Below are 17,645 nucleotides of genomic sequence, written 5' to 3' on the forward strand. Positions count from 1 at the left end.
GCGTTAAGTTGGCGGCATGCGCTTCGGAATGTTCGTCCCGCAGGGCTGGCGGCTCGACCTCGCCGGCATCGACCCCGCGGACCACTGGAAGACCATGCTCGGCCTCGCGAAACACGCGGAGGCCGGGCCCTTCGAATCGATCTGGGTCTACGACCACTTCCACACCGTGCCCGTCCCGACCGAGGAAGCCACGCACGAGGCCTGGTCGCTGATCTCGGCGTTCGCCGCCGCGACGGAGACCGTGCGGCTCGGGCAGATGTGCACCTGCATGGGCTACCGCAACCCGGCCTACCTGGCCAAGGTCGCGGCGACCGCCGACACCATCGCCGGCGGCCGCGTCGAGATGGGCATCGGCGCGGGCTGGTACGAGCACGAGTGGCGGGCCTACGGCTACGGCTTCCCGAGCGCCGGGGAGCGCCTCGCCCAGCTCGACGAGGGCGTGCAGATCATGCGCGACCTCTGGACGACGGGGAAGTCCACTCTGGACGGTAAGCAGTACCGGACCGACGGCGCGATCCTGAGCCCGCGGCCGCCGCAGGAAGGCGGCATCCCGCTGTGGATCGCCGGCGGCGGCGAGAAGAAGACGCTCAAGATCGCCGCGAAGTACGCGAAGTACACGAACTTCGCGGCCGACCCGGAGACGTTCACCCGCAAGTCGGAGATCCTCGCGCAGCACTGCAAGGACGTCGGCACCGACTTCGACGCCATCGTGCGCTCGGCCAACCACAACATCGTGCTGGGCGAGACCGAAAAGGACGTCCAGGACAAGCTGGCCTGGCTGCGGTCCCACCTCGGCAAGTACATCGAGGCCGACGCCGTCGAGCGCTGGGCGGGCAACTTCGAGAACAGCCCGACCACGGGCACGCCCGAGCAGGTCACCGAGAAGCTCGCCGCGATGGGCGAGCGGGGCATGTCGTACGCGATCTTCAACTTCCCGGAAGCCGCGTACGACCGGTCCGGTATCGACTTGTTCGCCGAGAAGGTCGCCCCGGCGCTCGCCTAAGGCACCGCGGGACTGCCGCCGGTCTCCACCGGGAGGCCGGCGGCGGCCCACGCGCGGAAGCCGCCTTCGAGGTCCGTCGCCTTGCGCAAGCCCAGTCGCTGCAGGTCGGCGGCCGCGAGGCTCGACGAGTACCCCTCGTTGCACAGCACGACCACCGTCGAGTCGGCCGTCACGCCGGGCAGCCGCCACTCGCTGTCCGGCGCCAGCCGCCACTCCAGGTGGATCCGCTCGACGACCACCGCGCCCGGGATCTCGCCCTCGGCCTGGCGGTTCGCCAGCGGCCGGATGTCGACGAGCAGCGCGCCCGCTTCCTGCAGCTGGAGAGCCCGCGCGGGACCGACGCGGTCCAGCCCGGACCGGGCGGCGGACAGGAAAGAATCGATGGCGCTCATCCGTGGACGATAGCGGGCAGCGGCGGGATCTCCGCCGGGACTTCGGCGAGCGTCGTGTACTCGCGCGTCGGCACCAGCGGCGGCGAGTACGCGTGGACGCTCGCGGCCGGTGCGTCGCCGATGCCGGTCACCTGGTGGGCGCGGCCGGCGCCGAAGCCGATGCCCTCGCCGGCGACGTGCGTGCGACGCCGGATCGGGCCCCCGGGGTAGCGGTACTCCTCGCCCAGCTCGCCCTGCAGCACGGTGAACGAGCCGGACGCGCCGCCGTGGTCGTGCGGCTTCGTGCGCTGGCCGGGCAGCCAGGACAGCAGCCACAGCTCGACGCCGTCGGTGAGGGCCAGCCGGGCCCACCACCGCCGGTCTTCGTCGAAGCGCAGGATGTTCTTGACGCTCGAGGTCAGTTCGGTGGTGACGGTGGCCGTCAGGTCGGCCAGCTCACGCGGCGTCCACAGCAGCCGCGAAGGGTGCAGCAGCTGGGGCAGCAGCGGGTCGGTCAGCTGCGGGTGGATTTCGACGGCGGGACGGGTCAGCGAAGTGGTCAACGCGGGTGCTCCTCGGACGCGAAAGGTGATCAGGACGCGAGGCAGCGCGGCACCGCAGGGGAAGATCAGCGAAGCCGCGCCCGCGTACACCCGGCCGAAGCGACGAGGAGCAGGTCGATCGCGCGACGGCGCCAGAACGAGCCCCGGGTGACCGGGGTGGCGTGCACGTCGGCTGACATGGTTCGGATACTGCCACAACGCGGTGGCGCCCGGCACTTCCGGCGTGCGCCGTTCCACGTCGTGGACGCGCTCCGACCAGCCGGTTCGCCGACTCACCCGGGCGGGTGCGCACGCGCGCGCGACGGCAGACAGAATGGGCCTCGTGAGCGAGCCGATCCAGCCCAGCGAACTTGACGACCTCGTGGTCCGGATGGCCGGCGTCGGCGTCCGGCGGGGGACCAACGACCTCCTCGCCGGCCTCGACTGGAGCGTGGAGCTGGACGAGCGGTGGGTGGTGCTCGGGCCGAACGGCGCGGGCAAGACCACCCTGCTGCGGCTGGCCGCGGCCGAGCTGCACCCGACCACCGGCGAGGTCGACCTGCTCGGCGAGCGGATCGGCCGGGTCAACATCTTCGACCTGCGCCCGCGCATCGGCTTCACCTCGGCGGCCATCGCCCAGCGCGTCCCCGGTGACGAGCTGGTCAAGGACGTCGTGGTCAGCGCCGGCTACGCGGTGCTCGGCCGCTGGCGTGAGGAATACGACACCCTCGACACCGCCCGCGCGACCGAGCTGCTCGACGCGATGGGCATCGGCAACCTGGCCGAGCGCACCTTCGGGACGCTGTCCGAGGGCGAGCGCAAGCGGACGCTGATCGCGCGCTCGCTGATGACCGACCCGGAGATGCTGCTGCTCGACGAGCCGGCCGCGGGTCTCGACCTCGGTGGCCGCGAAGACCTCGTCGCGCGGCTCTCGGCGCTGGCCATGGACCCGGACGCCCCGGCGCTCGTGCTGGTCACCCACCACGTCGAGGAGATCCCGCCGGGCTTCACCCACGCGCTGCTCCTGCGCGACGGCCGCGCGGTCGTGTCCGGGCTGGTCGACGACGTCATCACCAGCGAAAACCTGTCGAAGACGTTCGACCAGGACCTCGTGCTCGAGCGTTCCGGCGATCGCTTCTTCGCCCGTCGCCGCTAGGGTGGCCTTACCGGCCGGTAGCCTGCTGGCACCTGTTCAACGAGGAGGAGTGACGTGGGAGAGTTCGTAACCCTCGAGGTCAAGGACGGGGTCGGCACGATCCGGCTCGACCGGCCGCCGGTCAACGCCCTGAACGCCCAGGTCACCGCCGAGCTGGCCGAGCTGGCGAAGGAAGCCACCGAGCGTGACGACGTCCGCGCGGTGATCCTCTACGGCGGCGAGAAGACCTTCGCGGGCGGCGCGGACATCAAGGAGATGGCCACCCGCACCTACCCGGAGATCGCCAAGTTCGGCGCGAACCTCACCGGCACCCTCGCGGCCATCGCGAACATCCCGAAGCCGGTCGTCGCGGCCGTCACCGGCTACGCCCTCGGCGGCGGCCTCGAGCTCGCGCTGACCGCGGACTGGCGCGTCGCCGGCGACAACGTCAAGGTCGGCCAGCCCGAGATCCAGCTCGGCGTCATCCCCGGCGCGGGCGGCACCCAGCGCCTGGCCCGGCTGATCGGCCCGAGCAAGACCAAGGACATCGTCTACACCGGACGGTTCGTCAAGGCCGAAGAGGCGCTGCAGCTGGGGATCGTCGACCAGGTCGTCGCCCCGGACGACGTCTACGCGGCCGCGCACAAGTGGGCGTCGCAGTTCGCGAACGGCCCGGCTGTCGCGCTTCGCGCGGCGAAGGCGGCCATCGACGGTGGCCTCGACGTGGACCTCCCCAACGCGCTCAAGCTCGAGTCGCACCTGTTCGCCGCCCTGTGGGCGACCGAAGACCAGAAGAACGGCATGAAGTCGTTCATCGAGAACGGGCCCGGCAAGGCCACCTTCGAAGGGAAGTAGTCCCTTGACCGACGTGAACGACCCGGCGCCCCACCCGCACGCCACCGCCGAAGAGGTCCAGGCGGCCTACGCCGACCCGAAGCTGGCGAACGTGCTGTACCACGACTGGGAAGCCGGCACCTACGACGAGAAGTGGTCGATCTCGTACGACGAGCGCTGCATCTCCTACGCCACCGACGTGTTCAACGCCGTCGCGGGTGAGGACGGCCAGCCGTACCCGACGGCGATGGAACTCGGCAGCGGCACCGGCTTCTTCCTGCTGAACCTCATGCAGGGCGGCGTCATCAAGAAGGGCTCGGTCACCGACCTCTCGCCCGGCATGGTGCAGGTCGCGCTGCGCAACGCCGAGAAGCTCGGCCTCGACGTCGACGGCCGGGTCGCCGACGCCGAGCGGATCCCGTACGAGGACAACACGTTCGACCTGGTGGTCGGGCACGCGGTGCTGCACCACATCCCGGACGTCCAGGCGGCGTTCCGCGAGGTGCTGCGCGTGCTCAAGCCGGGCGGCCGGTTCGTCTTCGCCGGCGAGCCGACGAAGATCGGCGACTTCTACGCCCGCAAGCTCGGCCAGTTCACCTGGTTCCTGACGACCCGGGTGACGAAGCTGCCGGCGCTGCGCGGCTGGCGGCGCCCGCAGGAGGAGCTCGACGAGTCGTCGCGCGCCGCCGCGCTCGAGGCCGTCGTCGACATCCACACCTTCGACCCGTCGGAGCTGGAGACGTGGGCCCGCGGCGCGGGTGCGCAGGACGTCCGCGCGGTCACCGAGGAGTTCGCCGCGGCGCTCGCCGGCTGGCCGATCCGGACGTTCGAGGCCGCGGTGCCGCAGGAGAAGCTGACGGTGCGCTGGCGCCTGTTCGCCTACCACCTGTGGCTGCGGCTGTCCGCTGTGGACAAGAAGCTCCTCGCGAAGGTCCTGCCGCGCGAGCTGTTCTACAACGTGATGATCACCGGGACCAAGCGGCCGTCCTGAGTTGGGCTATTCGTTCAGCCTCGGCGACGTCGCCTACCTGCGTTCCGGCGCGGGACAGGCGGCGCTCGCCGAGGTTTCGCCGTTGCCGCTGACCGACCGCATCGCGTCCGTCGGCGCCGTCCGCCGCCTGGTCGGCGAGGACCACGCGGCCGCGGTCCTGGAAACCGTGCTGCTGCGCCGGAAAGCCGCCGGCAAACTGTCCGCTTCGGACTGGTTGTTCACCTCGGACGCGCTTCAGCAGGCCAGCGCCGCACCCGTCGCCCGGCACCGGGCTTCGCGGCTGGCGGGTCTCGACGTTCACGACGTCACGTGTTCGGTGGGCGCCGATCTCGTCGAGATCGCCCGCGTGGCGCGGCGTGCGCTCGGGTCCGATCTGGACCCGGTCCGGCTGGAAATGGCCCGGCACAACGGTTCCGCCGCGGGTGTCGCGTTCGGACTCGCGCGAGCCGACGCGCTGCGCCCGGTGAGCCGCGACGGAGTCGTCGTCGCCGACCCGGCTCGGCGTGACTCCGCCGGGCGCCGGGCGTGGAAACCCGCCGACTTCGCGCCTCCTCTCGACGAACTGGTGGCGGCCTACCCGGGCCGTCCGCTGGCGATCAAGTGCGCACCCGGCCTCGACTTCGCCCTCACGCCGTGGGCCGAGGAGGTCGAGCTGGTGTCGCTCGACGGCCAGGTCCGGGAGTCGTGCCTCTGGCGCGGCCTCGGCACCGGCGTCACGCGCCGGGCGACCGTCCTGCGCTCCGACGGGACACAGTGGACGGTCACCGACACCGAACCGGACGACCTGCCGACGCGGGAGCCGGGGGAGTGGATCGTCGACCCCGACGGCGCCGTCGTCCGGGCCGGGCTGGTCCGCCACTACGCGGCCCGGCACGGCTTGTGGCAGCTGGACGAGCGCATCGCGTACCTGACCGGGGACACCCCGCCGCCGGGCGTGCGCGCGTTCCGCGTCCTCGAGCAGGGCCCGTACAGCGAGAAGGCGCTGAAGGCCGTCCTCAAGCGACACGACGTCGGCCGCTTGGAGATCCTGGTCCGCGGCCTCGACGTCGACCCGGACGCGCTGCGACGACGGCTGAAGCCGCGCGGCGAAGCGGAAGCATCCGTGGTCCTGACGCGGATCGGCCGCGCGCCAGTGGCTTTTCTGTGCCGGGCCAAAAGGTGAACGGAAACTTTCGAGGGGTGGAACTCCAGGTGAACGTGACGTAGGTTCCCCGGGGTTGGCAAGTCTGCACTGGAGGGTCGCTGTGTCCGGAAAATGGTCAGGTCTCGTCAAGCTCGCCGCCGCCGCGGCCATCGGCGCCACCGTCGCTTCGGGAGCGACCGCGCTCGCGGGCTCGGACGACGCGACGGCCGCGCGCTCGAAGGAGCCGGCCAACATCGGCCAGGTCAAGAACGACGTCAAGGCCTACTACGGCGACTACCTCGACGCCGCGGGCAAGCACCACTACTCCGACACGAGCCGGTTCGCCAAGGACAGCGACCGCGTCGTCTCGGACGCGAAGCGCTTTCTGCAGCAGCAGCTGGGCCGGGTGAAGAACCCGGCGATGGTCCTCGACGTCGACGACACCTCCGAGATCACCTACGGCTGGGAGGCCGACAACGACTTCGGCTTCGACCCGGTCAAGCAGCAGCAGGCGATCGACAACGGCACCTTCACGGCCAACAAGCCGGTGCTGGAGCTGGCCAACTGGGCCGTCCAACACGGCGTCAAGCTGTACTTCCTGACCGGCCGCAACGAGTTCCAGGGCCCGCAGTCGCTGAAGAACCTCGCCAACGAGGGCTACCCGGCTCCGGCGGGCGCGTTCTTCAAGCCGAAGACCACCGCGCCGGACTACCTGCCGTGCGGGCTGACCTGCAACACGGTCCAGTACAAGTCGGGCACGCGGGCGCACATCGAGGCGACCGGTGCCAAGATCGTGCTGAACGTCGGCGACCAGTTCAGCGACCTCGAAGGCGGCTACGCGCTGCGCCCGGTCAAGCTGCCGAACCCGATGTACTACTTGCCCTGAGCGCGGAATAACCGCCGGGCCCGGGGTGCTGCTGCTCTTAAGCGAACTTTCTCGAGGAGCTGACATGCCGGAGAAGAAGGTGCTGGTCCCGGGCCCGGACCACCCGATCACCGTCGAGCCGACCAAGGCGCGCGTGGTGGTCAAGGCGGGCGGGCGCGTCATCGCGGACAGCCGCAACGCGTTCACGCTGCAGGAATCCACGTACCCGGCGGTCCAGTACATCCCGCTGGCGGACGTCGACGCGGGCGTGCTGGAGCGAACCGACCACGAGACGTACTGCCCGTACAAGGGCGAGGCGAGCTACTACTCGCTGAGCGCGGGCGAAGTGAAGGGCGAGAACGCGGTCTGGACGTACGAGAAGCCGTACGACGCGGTCGCGCCGATCAAGGACCACGTCGCGTTCTACCCGAACGTCGTGGACTCGATCGAGCTGGTCGAGGACTGACCTGGACCTCGACCTCCTGAGGACGTTCCTGGCCGTCTACCGGGCAGGATCGCTGACCGGTGCGGCACCGTCGCTGGGCTTGTCCCAGCCGACGGTGACCGCCCAGGTCAGGGCACTCGAAGACCAGCTCGGGCGGCAGCTGTTCGTGCGCCGGGCCCGCGGCGTCACCCCGACCCCGGTGGCGGACGAGCTGGCCGGCCGCATCGCCCCGCACGTCGACGCGCTTTCGGACGTCGTCCTGGGCCCGGCCGATCCGTTCGCGGCACCGGTGCACCTGGCCGGCCCGGCCGAGCTGACGACGGCCCGGGTCCTGCCCGCGTTGACCGGCCTGGTCGCGGCGGGCTTGCACTTGAGGGTGACGTTCGGTCTGGCCGACGACCTGCTGGCGGGCCTGGCGCAGCGCCGCTTCGACCTGGTGGTGTCGACGATCCGCCCCCGCGGCCGTGGTCTGACGGCGACCCCGCTGACGGACGAGGAGTTCGTCCTGGTCGGCCGCCGCGATTTCGACGGCGACCCGCGGACGGCGCCCCTGGTCGCGTACGCGGAGGACCTGCCGATCATCCGCCGCTACTGGCGATCGGTGCTGGGCGTGCGACCGCCGTCCGGTCCCGCGGTGGTGATCCCGGACCTGCGCGGTGTCCTGGCGGCCGTGCTCGCCGGGTTCGGCGTGAGCGTGCTCCCGCGGTACCTGTGCGCCGCCGAACTGGCGTCGGGGAAGCTGCGGGCCCTGCTCGACCCGGAGGAACCGCCAATCAACACGCTCTTCGTGGTCACGCGGGCCGAGCCGTGCCGGGCGGGGCCCGCGGCGGTGCGGGACGCACTGCTCGCGGACGCCGCCCGGTGGTGACTCAGCCCGTGTAGCCCGCGAAGATCTTCGCGAACTCGTACGGCGACTGCGGCACGTTGGTGCACTTGTAGAGCGCGCCGGTGCACGCGTTGGCGTCGCGGCCCTGCTCCCAGAACGACAGCATGCCCAGGTGGACCGTCTTGGCGAACGCCACCAGCGCCTTCGCGTCCTTCTGGTAGAAGATCTCATTTTGCGAGTCGTTGACGCCGATCATCGGGGTGACGCCGACCTTCTTCCACGCCGCCGCGTCGCTGAGCCCGTACAGCGACTTCAGCTGCGCCTGCGTGGCCTTGGCCGCGGAAATCGCTTTCGCGCCCTGGTCGCCCGCGCCCTGGTAGTAGTCCATCGCCATGATGTTGACCAGGTCGAGGTTCACCCCGGCGTTCTTCGCGGCCTTGACGACGTTGAGCCCGTCGGCGGTCAGGCCGTCCGGCAGCACCGGCAGGGTCAGCGAGATCTTGAGGCCGGGGTTGTTGGTCTGGAGCGTCTTCAGCGCTTGAGAGCGGCGGGCGATCGACGTCGGATCCGCGACGGCCGCGCCTTCGATGTCGAAGTCGGCGTACTTCAGGCCGTAGGCCTTGACGACGGCGTCGTACTCGGCCGCGACCTGCGCGGACGTGCTGCACGCCTGGGCCAGCTCGATGCCCGACGCACCACCGAAGGAGATCTTGACGTCACCGCCGGCGTTGCGGATCTTGGTGATCTCGTCCTTCTGCCAGGCGGTCCTCGGGTCGTAGGCGCCGAACCAGCTGGCCTTGCAGCCGTAGGAGTTGACGAAGGCGAGCGTGAAGCCCTTCACGCCACTGGCGGCGGACATCGCCGACAGGCTGGGCGTCGGCCACGCCCCCATGTCGACGTAGGGCCCGACGGGAATCGGCGACCCGGCCGCGGCTTCGGCCGGAGCGGCGAAGCCGGTGCTGACGAGCGCCAAACCGGCCAGTCCGGCCAGCAGGGAACGAAGACGCATGGGAAACCTCCACGACAAGACGCGCGCGGCGGGGAATTCCGGTCATGATTGGTATAGACCATTAATGTGGTCCGGACCATAGGCCGATCGGGGTACCCCGGTCAGCGGGAACCCGGGGCTCTCGTTCGGCGCTTCCACTCAGGGCCGTGGCTCCGCGACTGGCCCCGCCCGCCGCCGGAAGTGCTCCATGCCCGCCATCGGGCGCCGTCCACCCCCGGCGCAACCCGCCACGGCCGACCTTCCGTCATCGGCGGCCACCCACCCCCGCCGCACCAACGCCAGTCGGTTTGACGGATGGCCGCACCGCCCACCCCGGCCACGCTGGGGACATGAGCGAGAACAGCGAAGAACCCCGCCGCTACAGCCGCCGCCGGCTCCTGGCCACCGGTGGGATCGCCGCGGGGGTGGGTGCGGTCGCCGGGGTCGCCGGCGGGGTCGCGTTCGTGCAGGGCGGGGCGAAGACGCCGCAGATCGGGCCGTCGGCCGCGCGGCGGTTCGACGGCAAGGTCGTGCTGGTCACCGGCGCGACGTCGGGCATCGGCCGCGCCGCCGCGGTCCGGTTCGCGGCCGAAGGCGGGAAGGTCGGGTTCTGCGGGCGCCGCGAGAACCTCGGCGCCGAGGTCGAACGGCAGATCCGCGACGCGGGCGGCGAAGCGGCGTACGTGCGCGCTGATGTTCGGTCCGAGGACGACGTGAAGCGATTTGTCGACACCGTCGCGGACAGGTACGGCGGGCTGCACGTCTGCTTCAACAACGCGGGCATCACCATCGAGAAGCCGGTGCACGAGTACACGGCGGCCGAGTGGGACGACGTCGTCGGGACCAACCTGCGCGGGAACTTCCTCGCGCTGAAGTACGAGGTCCCGCACCTGCTGGCGGCGGGCGGCGGGACGGTCGTGGTCACGGCGTCGTCCAACGCCCTGGCCACCGACGCCGGGCGTGGCGCCTACACGGCGTCGAAGCGCGGCCTGGTCGGCCTGGTCCAGACCGCGGCGCTCGACTACGCCGAACAGGGCATCCGCGTCAACGCGCTGGTCCCCGGCACGACGAACACCGAGCTGGTGCGCCGGGCGGGCGGCGCGATGGGCCTGCCGGACGCGGTGTGGGACGCGATGGCGGCGAACTGGGCGAAGACGAACGTGCCCGGGCTGAAGCGGATGGCCACCCCGGACGAGATCGCGGTCTTCGCACTGGCCCTCGCGTCGGGCGATTTCCCCTACATGACCGGCGCTCAGCTGGTGATCGATGGCGGAAAGACCGCGCACGCCTAAACTGTGGCCGGTGATCACCACCGAACGGCTCACGCTGCACGCGTGGTCCGAAGAGTTCTTCGACGGCTTGTTCGCCCTGGCCCAGCTGCCGGAGACGGTCCGCTACGTCGGCACCGGCGAGCCGTGGTCCCGCGAGTACACGCTGGCCAAGCACCGCGCGACGCTCGACCACTGGGCGTCCCACGGCTTCGGCTGGTTCGCGGTCTCCGCGGCGCCGGGGTCGTTCGACGGCGTGGTGTCGCTGGTCCGCCGCAGTGCGACGGAGTCCGGGCTGGGCCGGCCGGCGGTGGAGATGGGCTGGTGGATCGCCCCCTCGGGCTGGGGCCGCGGCTACGCGACCGAGGCGACGACGGCGGTGCGCGACCACGTCTTCGACTCCGGCTTCGCCGAGCGGCTGCTGGCCGTGTACGAGCCGGCGAACAAGGCCTCCGCGCGGGTGGTGGCGAAGCTGGGATTCGCCCCGCACAGCCAGTTCACGCTGGACGGGCGGGTCGAGCAGCGGGCGGTGCTGGACCGTCCGGTCGCGTCCCGGTCATCGTGATCTCGGATCCCAGCCGAAACCGTTCCGGCATGCGCGGCCCCCGAGCCTTCCTGGATACGCCCGTGGCGCCCGGATCAGGCCGGCGTCGGCACCGGGACGTCGCCGATCCAGCGGTGCACCGCTTCCGCGAGCCCGTCCGCGCCAGCGCCGGGCGTGCCGACCCAGGCCACGTGCCCGTCCGGGCGCAGCAACACCGCCTCGATGTCCGAAGTGGACGGTGACTCGGCCGCCACCACGTCGAGACCCGGCCACGCGCCGAAAGACCCGGTGAGATCCAGCAACACCGGATGACCCCGATGCAGCAACGCGGCCAGGTGCGTCTCGCGGCCGTCGACGAGCAGCGGAACGTCTGGCGCGAGACGGCCCAGCCAGGGGTGCTCGCCCGAGTCGTAGCTCGCGTCCAGCCCGGTGATGATCTCCGCCAGCGCGCGGTTCCCGGCCGGGTGCGCGGCGACCCGGCGCATCAAGTCGGCCCACGGCTCCGAAGCGCATTCCTCCAGCGCCACCTGGGCCCGGGTGTTGGCCAGGATCCGGGCCCCCGCCGCGTGCCGTTCGGCGTGGTAGGTGTCCAGCAGGCCCTCCGGCGCCGTCCCGTGGACCGTCGCCGCGAGCTTCCAGCCGAGGTTGAACGCGTCGTCGAGCGCGACGTTGACGCCGATCGCCCCGGCCGGCGGGTGGATGTGCGCCGCGTCGCCCGCCAGCAGCACCCGGCCTTCGCGGTAGCGCGAGGCCAAGCGCGCCGCGTCGCCGAAGCGCGTGAGCCAGCGGGGTTCCCGCAGCTCGACGTGCCGGCCCAGCACGGCGTCGACCTGCGCCTGGAGCCGCTCGAGCGTGACCGGCTCGTACTTGTCGGCTGGAGAGTCGTCCTCCCGGACGATGATCCGGACGTACCCGGGCCGCGGGATCACGAACACCGTCCGGCCGTCCGGCCCGGCCGAAACCCCGTGCGGCAGCTCGCATTCGACGTCGCCGAGCAGCGCGAACCACTGCGCGTCGACGCCCGGGAAGCCGATCCCGGCCTGCTTCCGGACGGTGCTGCGCCCGCCGTCGCAGCCCACGAGGTAGCGCGCCCGGAGTGTCCGGCCATTGTGGACGGTGACGGTCACGCCGTCCGCGTCCTGGGCGAACGACCGCAGTTCGTGGCCGCGCAGGATTTCGACGCCGAGGTCGAGCGCCCGCGCCTCCAGCACCTCTTCGACCCGGGTTTGCGGGATGCCCAGCGAGAACGGGTGGTCGGTCGCCGCGTCCGCGAGCAGCAGCGGCCCCGGCAGGCCGGTGACCGGCGCGTGCGGCACCCGGTGGCCTTCGGCGACCAGGCCCTCGGCCAGCCCGCGGCGCGCCAGCAGGTCCAGCGAGCGCGAGTTCAGGTTGAACCCGCGGCAGAACGGCGGACGCTCGGGGTGGCGTTCGACGATCGTGGTGCGAACGCCGGCCAGCGCGAGTTCCGCGGCGAGCAGGAGGCCGGCCGGGCCGGCACCGGCGACGAGGACATCGGACACGGTTCTTCCCCTCAGAAGTGGTCGGGCCAGGGCAGGGAGCCGGAGCGGATTTCAGCGGCGGTGGCGCGGGCCCACTCGAGCTCCGCCTGCCACGCGTGCCGGACGAACTCGACCTCGATCATGAACAGCCGCGGCGCGCCCTTGCCGACGGTCTCCTCGAGCGCGGTGTTCGCGCCGTCGATGCGGTCGGCGAGGTGGCGCGCGCGTTCCTCCAGCGCGTCGGCGGCGCGTTCGGGGCCGAGCGCGCCCAGGTAGCTCACCGCGGCGACGAACTTCGGGTACTCCGCGACCGGCTCGCGGACCAGCTCGTCGAGCCAGGCGATGAACTCCTGACATCCGAGCTCGGTGTGCGCGTAGACGGTCCGCTCCGGCCGGTTGCCCTCCCGGAGCGTTTCGACGGGCTCGATCCAGCGGTGCTTCGCCAGCGACTCCACGGTGTCGTAGAGCGAGCCCGGGTTGATCTTGAAGCTGCTCTCCTTGTAGCGCTCGCGCAGCGTGGACGCCATTTCGTACGGGTGCATCGGGCGTTCCAGCAGCAGGCCCAGCAGGGCCAGCGCGAGGGTGTTGCGGATCTTGCGAGGCACTAGTCGCTCCCTATTAGTCGGAACCGACTATACGGGCTTCGTCAAGCGAGGTTCTCGATGCAGGCGTGCAGGAGGTCGGCGAGGAAACGTCGTTGATCGGCCGACAGGTGACCGAGCATCTCCTGCTCCACCGCTGTCACCACGTCCTCGGCGGCGCGCAGCTTCGCGTGGCCTGGCGCGGTCAACGTCACCGGTCGCGCCCGGCCGGTGCTCGCCTGCTCGGCGACGGCGACCAGGCCGGCCGACCGCAATCCGCCCAGGACGTCCCGCAGTGACTGCCGGGTGACGAACGTGATCCGCGCGAGGTCGCTCGACGACGCGCCGGGGTGGTCGTCGAGTGCACGCAGCACGGCGTACTGCGACATCGACAGCTCCAGGGGGCGCAGGCGATCCGTGCACGCCTGGTGCAGCGCCTGCTGGGCCCGTTTGAGCAGGTAGCCGGGCCGATTGCCGGTGGGGGCTTGACTCATGACAGGAACCTTACACATACTGAGCATGTAAGGAACCTGACATAGGAGGAACCATGGCGACCACGACGATCGACGCCGACGCGAAGCTGACGACCCTGATCAACGTCTTCACCGTCGACCCCGCGCGGCAGCGCGAACTGGTCGACGTCCTGGCCGCGGCGACCGAGGAGGTCATGCGGCACCAGCCGGGCTTCGTCGCGGCGAACATCCACGCCGGCGTCGAGGGCACGCGCGTCGTCAACTACGCGCAGTGGGAGAGCGAGGAGGCGATGCGCGCGATGCTCGGGAACCCGACGTGCCAGGAGCACATGGCGGCCGCCCGCGACCTGGCGACGGCCGAGCCGCACCTCTACACCGTCGAGTCGGTGCACCACATCTGAGATCAGCGCACGTCGAGCGCAGTCACCGCGGAGACGTACCGGCCGCCCTTGACGTCGCCCAGCGGGACGAGCCGCGGCAGGTCCAGCGCCACGCCGTCCTCCACGGTGGACAGCAGGAGCGGACGGCCGCCGGTGCGTTCCTCGGCGAGCGTGACGGCGGCGCCGTAGCCGTCTGAGCCGACCGCGACCACGGCCGTGTCCGCCCGGGCGACCACGCCGGCGATCCGCAGCACCAGTGCCAGCGACGGCCCGGTCTCGGTGTGGGTCTGCTGGCCGGTGCCCGAGCCGAACGACGCGGTCACCGTGCGGGAGGGCAGGTGCGCGAGCAGCGCCGGCGGCAGCGTGACGGTCCGGTGCGCGGTCGTGATCCGCACCGCGCGCTCGGCGGCCGTCGCGACCGAGACGGCGACGCGCACCTCCCGGACGTCGCGGACGCTGCGGCTGCGGTCCCGGTCGCCGGGCACGACGAGGTCGATGCCGTGGCGGGTGGTCAGCACGGCGGAGTGGTCGCCGAACGACGAATCCAGTTCGCCGAGCGCGAAGGTGACCGCCCGGTGCGCCGCCCCGGTCACGGTCAACGTCACACGCAGGGCGGTGTTCTTCCCGGGCGGCAGCACCGGCGCCGCGGCGGCGACGAGCGTGGTCAGGTCCACGCTCTCACCCAGCGCCCGCAGCTGCGAAGCGGTGTACGACGCCGGGGTGGCAACGGCGCCGTCGATGGTCACGGTCCGGGCCGACGCGTCCGCCGGGGCGGCGGTGGCCGCCACCAGCGCGGCGGACAGGGCGAGTACGCGGAGCAGCATCCGGCCTCCTCGGGTCCGCAGGTGCGGATCAGACGCCGAAGTCTAGCCGTAAGAGCGGGTCAGAACCGTGTGTTCTCTCGCCAATGCCGGAACAGGCCGGCGTTGCCGGAAATCGACAACCGAGGGTCGTCGACGGCGATCCGGCCGGTCAGCGCGAGGAGGAGGTCGGCGGCACGGCCGTCGACGACGACATCGGCGCCGGCGCGCTCGTCCCTCACTTCGACATGCGACGGCGTCCGCCGGGCCAGCCACCCGCGCGCCAGGTCGGTCGCCCGGAACGACAACGTCTCGCCGTCGCCTCGCAGCGACGTCCGGTCCAGCGCCGGGTGCTCGATTCGCGAAAAAACGGCCACGAGGTCGAGGCCCTCGGAGATCCCGTCGGCGGCCAGGTCGGCGTCGACGTCGTACGAAGCGCCGGTGGCGAAGGCGGCGTCCACGCGGTGGACGACGGTTTCGTGCACCAGCCGCCGCGTCCAGAACCCGGCGCGGCGGTCGGGTGTCCAGGTCGACGTCGGCGTCTCCGGGCCGACCTCGGCCACCGCCGCGACGAGCCGCTCCGCGCCGTCGACGAGCCAGCCGCCGAGAGCCGTGAAGGCGGGCGGGTCGTCGACGGTGACCGCGTCGAACGGCACGTACCCGGCCGGCCGGCTCGCGATGATCACGGCGGACTTGTGGTAGGCCAGCCCGACGTGGCAGGCCAGGTCGCGCAGCGTCCACTCGGGACACGTCGGGACGCGCACGTCCGGCGGGGCGCTCGCGATCGCCGCGCCGAAGAGCTCCGCCTCGGTCACGAGGGCCTCGGCCAGCCGGTCGTGGCTCAACGACTTCACCTCGCCACGGTAGACCGGATCGCGACGACCGGGCGGTCATGATCGGCTGCCCCGAAGGTCACCTCCGAGGACCTCCCGCAGCCGCGCGGCCCGGGTCAGGAGGTAGCGCTGTTCCGGCGTGTTCGTGGTCCGCGCGGCGGCCGCGTCGTAGTGGCGGACGGCCGCGGCGCCCTCCCCGGCCAGCTCCAGCAGATGCGCGCGGACGGCGTCGAGCCGGTGCCCGGCCAGCTCGAGGGGCGCCAGCAGGGCGAGCCCGGCGGCGGGCCCGTGCACCATCGCCGTCGCGATCGCGCGGTTGAGCGTCACGACCGGGTTGTCCGAAAGCCGCTCGAGCAGCCGGTAGGTCCGCAGGATCCGGTCCCAGTCGGTGTCTTCGACGCGCGGCGCGACATCGTGCGCGGCGGCGATCGCCGCCTGCAGCCGGTACTCGCCCGCGTCGCCGAGGGCGAGCGCCTCGGTCACCAGCGCGACACCCTCCCGGATCTGCGCGCGGTCCCACTTCGTCCGGTCCTGCTCGGCCAGCGGCACCAGCTCGCCCGACGGCCCGGTGCGCGCCGGGCGCCGCGCGTCGGTGAGCAGCATCAGGGCCAGCAGCCCGGTGACCTCGCCGTCGGCCGGCAGCATCCCGTGCAGCAGCCGGGCCAGCCGGATCGCCTCGCCGGACAGCTCGGTGCGGTGCAGCCGGCGACCCGCGCTGCTCGTGTAGCCCTCGTTGAACACCAGGTAGAGCACGTGCAGCACCGATCGCAACCGCGCTTCGCGCTCGTCGTCGGCGGGCAGCCGGAACGGCACGTCCGACGCCTTGATCCGCGCCTTCGCTCGGCTGATCCGCTGGGCCATGGTCGCTTCCGGGACCAGGAACGCCCCGGCGATCTCGGCCGTGGTCAGGCCGCCGACCGCGCGCAGCGTCAGCGCGATCGCCGACGCCGGGGTCAGCGCCGGGTGGCAGCAGAGGAACAGCAGCACGAGGGTGTCGTCACGATCCGGGACATCCGCCGGCGGGGGTTCGAGCGCCGCCGCGTCTTCCCGGCGGCGCCGCGCCTGGTCACTGCGTCGCTGGTCGGTCAGCCGGTTGACGGCGGCCTGCAGCAACCACCCTCGCGGGTTGTCCGGCAACCCGTCGGACGGCCAATGCCGGGCGGCCGCGAGCAGCGCCTCCTGCACGGCGTCCTCCGCGGCGTCGAAGTCGCGGAAGCGCCGCGCGACGACGCCGAGGACCTGCGGCGCGAGCGTGCGCAGCAGGTCCTCGACGGGTTCGCCGGGCATCAGGCGGGCGCGCTCATCACCTGGCGCACCTCGATCGGCTGCCGGATGGGCACCCCGCCCGGCCCGGGCGCGGCCGACGCCTGCGCCGCGATCTCCAGCGCGCGCTCCTCACCGTCGACGTCGACGACCCAGTAGCCGGCCAGCAGCTCCTTGCCCTCCGGGTATGGCCCATCGGTGACCACGGGGCTGGTCCGGCCGTCGGACACGACCGTCTTCGCCAGGTCGGGCCCGGCCAGACCCTGCGCGTCGACGAGCTCGCCCTTGTCACGCAGCTCGGCGTCGAGCGCCCGCTGGAATTCGATGTGGGCCCGGATGTCCTCCGGCGGCCATTCGTTCATCGGGAGGTCGCACGCGGTGCCCCCGCTGTAGCTCATCAGCAGCATGTACTTCGCCATGGTCGGCTCCTTCCCGCGCCCCGGCGGCGCGTTCACGGGTGAGGACGGAGACCCGCCCGCGTTCTCTACATCCGTTGCCGGTTTTCGAGCCACGTTTTCGCCAGCCGCTTCGGCGCCCGGCACAACCAGGCTTCGACCAGCACTTCTTCGAGCGTCCCGCCGTCGATCCGGTCGAGCTCGACGAGGATCGCGGGGAAGCCGCGGAAGTGCGGCGTCGTGAAGAAGACGGCCGGGTCGTCGGCGACCAGCGCGTCCTTGACACCGACATCGGGAACGTACGTGCAGAGCACCGGCCCGGCCGGCGCCCGCGCGCCGAGCGCTTCCCGGTCGCCTTTGCGCAGCGGGCGTTCCCAGGCGAAGCCCTTCTTGCCGACCTGCCAGGCCAGGTACCCGCGCGAGCTGTCCTCGCCCACCTCGGGCAGGCCGCGCGCGATCCGGCCGACGTCGTCCCAGCTGGCCACG

General features: G+C 71.8%; 22 protein-coding genes. 11 read left to right on the forward strand and 11 right to left on the reverse strand.

The genetic code is table 11. From position 1 onward, the window contains the following. Positions 1-16 precede the first annotated feature (16 nt). Positions 17-1,003, forward strand: coding sequence for an LLM class F420-dependent oxidoreductase (locus ACYVLJ_RS38355; RefSeq protein ID WP_451979294.1), 987 nt, complete (start codon positions 17-19; stop codon positions 1,001-1,003). Here ACYVLJ_RS38355 and ACYVLJ_RS38360 read toward each other — a convergent pair. Then, complete coding sequence (locus ACYVLJ_RS38360; protein WP_451979297.1) at positions 1,000-1,395, reverse strand: rhodanese-like domain-containing protein; 396 nt, start codon at positions 1,393-1,395, stop codon at positions 1,000-1,002. The genes ACYVLJ_RS38355 and ACYVLJ_RS38360 overlap by 4 nt on opposite strands. Next, positions 1,392-1,937 carry a cysteine dioxygenase gene (locus ACYVLJ_RS38365; RefSeq protein WP_451979300.1) on the reverse strand — a complete coding sequence of 182 codons (546 nt, stop codon included), beginning with the start codon at positions 1,935-1,937 and terminating at the stop codon, positions 1,392-1,394. Before ACYVLJ_RS38365 ends, ACYVLJ_RS38360 begins: the two co-directional genes overlap by 4 nt. A 313-nt stretch (positions 1,938-2,250) precedes the next feature. On the opposite strand from ACYVLJ_RS38365, the gene ACYVLJ_RS38370 reads away from it, so the two are divergent. The 7 genes from ACYVLJ_RS38370 (at position 2,251) to ACYVLJ_RS38400 (ending at position 8,177) form a co-directional block, all read left to right on the forward strand. Further along, a complete protein-coding gene (locus ACYVLJ_RS38370; RefSeq protein WP_451979303.1) occupies positions 2,251-3,072 on the forward strand; it encodes an ABC transporter ATP-binding protein in 822 nt (273 codons plus the stop codon). A gap of 54 nt (positions 3,073-3,126) precedes the next feature. Next, positions 3,127-3,906, forward strand: a complete 780-nt coding sequence (locus ACYVLJ_RS38375; protein ID WP_451979306.1) for an enoyl-CoA hydratase/isomerase family protein — start codon at positions 3,127-3,129, stop codon at positions 3,904-3,906. Positions 3,907-3,910: 4 nt separating this feature from the next. Next, positions 3,911-4,876, forward strand: a complete 966-nt coding sequence (locus tag ACYVLJ_RS38380; RefSeq protein ID WP_460442336.1) for a class I SAM-dependent methyltransferase — start codon at positions 3,911-3,913, stop codon at positions 4,874-4,876. A gap of 1 nt (position 4,877) precedes the next feature. Further along, positions 4,878-6,038 (forward strand): class I SAM-dependent methyltransferase, encoded by a 1,161-nt coding sequence (locus ACYVLJ_RS38385; protein WP_460442337.1) that lies wholly within the window; start codon positions 4,878-4,880, stop codon positions 6,036-6,038. Positions 6,039-6,120: 82 nt separating this feature from the next. After that, positions 6,121-6,885, forward strand: a complete 765-nt coding sequence (locus tag ACYVLJ_RS38390) for an HAD family acid phosphatase (protein ID WP_451979315.1) — start codon at positions 6,121-6,123, stop codon at positions 6,883-6,885. Between the two features lie 64 nt (positions 6,886-6,949). Next, the gene (locus ACYVLJ_RS38395; protein ID WP_460442338.1) at positions 6,950-7,330 is read left to right on the forward strand and encodes a DUF427 domain-containing protein; all 381 of its coding nucleotides are present in this window, start codon (positions 6,950-6,952) and stop codon (positions 7,328-7,330) included. Between the two features lie 16 nt (positions 7,331-7,346). Beyond that, positions 7,347-8,177: a LysR family transcriptional regulator gene (locus ACYVLJ_RS38400; RefSeq protein ID WP_451979821.1), complete on the forward strand. Its 831-nt coding sequence runs from the start codon at positions 7,347-7,349 to the stop codon at positions 8,175-8,177. A 1-nt stretch (position 8,178) separates the two neighbouring features. Here ACYVLJ_RS38400 and ACYVLJ_RS38405 read toward each other — a convergent pair whose 3' ends face one another. Next, positions 8,179-9,144, reverse strand: coding sequence for a chitinase (locus tag ACYVLJ_RS38405; protein WP_460442339.1), 966 nt, complete (start codon positions 9,142-9,144; stop codon positions 8,179-8,181). Positions 9,145-9,473: 329 nt separating this feature from the next. On the opposite strand from ACYVLJ_RS38405, the gene ACYVLJ_RS38410 reads away from it, so the two are divergent. Beyond that, entirely contained in the window at positions 9,474-10,415 is a 942-nt protein-coding gene (locus tag ACYVLJ_RS38410; protein ID WP_460442340.1) for an SDR family NAD(P)-dependent oxidoreductase, read from the forward strand. Positions 10,416-10,425: 10 nt separating this feature from the next. Continuing rightward, positions 10,426-10,956 (forward strand): GNAT family N-acetyltransferase, encoded by a 531-nt coding sequence (locus ACYVLJ_RS38415; protein WP_460442341.1) that lies wholly within the window; start codon positions 10,426-10,428, stop codon positions 10,954-10,956. A gap of 74 nt (positions 10,957-11,030) precedes the next feature. Here ACYVLJ_RS38415 and ACYVLJ_RS38420 read toward each other — a convergent pair whose 3' ends face one another. The 3 genes from ACYVLJ_RS38420 to ACYVLJ_RS38430 are packed head-to-tail and all read right to left on the reverse strand — an operon-like array spanning position 11,031 to position 13,509. Beyond that, positions 11,031-12,455 (reverse strand): FAD-dependent monooxygenase family protein, encoded by a 1,425-nt coding sequence (locus tag ACYVLJ_RS38420; protein ID WP_460442342.1) that lies wholly within the window; start codon positions 12,453-12,455, stop codon positions 11,031-11,033. Positions 12,456-12,466: 11 nt separating this feature from the next. Beyond that, the gene (locus ACYVLJ_RS38425; protein WP_460442343.1) at positions 12,467-13,039 is read right to left on the reverse strand and encodes a PadR family transcriptional regulator; all 573 of its coding nucleotides are present in this window, start codon (positions 13,037-13,039) and stop codon (positions 12,467-12,469) included. Positions 13,040-13,080: 41 nt separating this feature from the next. Beyond that, entirely contained in the window at positions 13,081-13,509 is a 429-nt protein-coding gene (locus ACYVLJ_RS38430; RefSeq protein ID WP_451979335.1) for a MarR family winged helix-turn-helix transcriptional regulator, read from the reverse strand. A 53-nt stretch (positions 13,510-13,562) separates the two neighbouring features. Here ACYVLJ_RS38430 and ACYVLJ_RS38435 point away from each other — a divergent pair, with 53 nt between their 5' ends. Continuing rightward, positions 13,563-13,889 (forward strand): antibiotic biosynthesis monooxygenase family protein, encoded by a 327-nt coding sequence (locus ACYVLJ_RS38435; protein WP_451979338.1) that lies wholly within the window; start codon positions 13,563-13,565, stop codon positions 13,887-13,889. Between the two features lie 2 nt (positions 13,890-13,891). Here the strand turns inward: ACYVLJ_RS38435 and ACYVLJ_RS38440 are convergent, their stop codons facing one another. From ACYVLJ_RS38440 to ACYVLJ_RS38460, 5 genes are all read right to left on the reverse strand, one after another. Continuing rightward, entirely contained in the window at positions 13,892-14,692 is an 801-nt protein-coding gene (locus tag ACYVLJ_RS38440) for a hypothetical protein (RefSeq protein WP_460442344.1), read from the reverse strand. Between the two features lie 59 nt (positions 14,693-14,751). Then, a complete protein-coding gene (locus tag ACYVLJ_RS38445) occupies positions 14,752-15,522 on the reverse strand; it encodes a maleylpyruvate isomerase family mycothiol-dependent enzyme (RefSeq protein WP_460442345.1) in 771 nt (256 codons plus the stop codon). A 36-nt stretch (positions 15,523-15,558) separates the two neighbouring features. Continuing rightward, complete coding sequence (locus ACYVLJ_RS38450; protein WP_460442346.1) at positions 15,559-16,788, reverse strand: RNA polymerase sigma factor; 1,230 nt, start codon at positions 16,786-16,788, stop codon at positions 15,559-15,561. Further along, positions 16,788-17,183, reverse strand: coding sequence for a YciI family protein (locus ACYVLJ_RS38455; RefSeq protein WP_460442347.1), 396 nt, complete (start codon positions 17,181-17,183; stop codon positions 16,788-16,790). Before ACYVLJ_RS38455 ends, ACYVLJ_RS38450 begins: the two co-directional genes overlap by 1 nt. Positions 17,184-17,248: 65 nt before the next feature. Then, complete coding sequence (locus ACYVLJ_RS38460) at positions 17,249-17,644, reverse strand: MmcQ/YjbR family DNA-binding protein (RefSeq protein ID WP_460442348.1); 396 nt, start codon at positions 17,642-17,644, stop codon at positions 17,249-17,251. Position 17,645 lies beyond the last annotated feature (1 nt).

Source organism: Amycolatopsis stemonae, assembly GCF_054781455.1.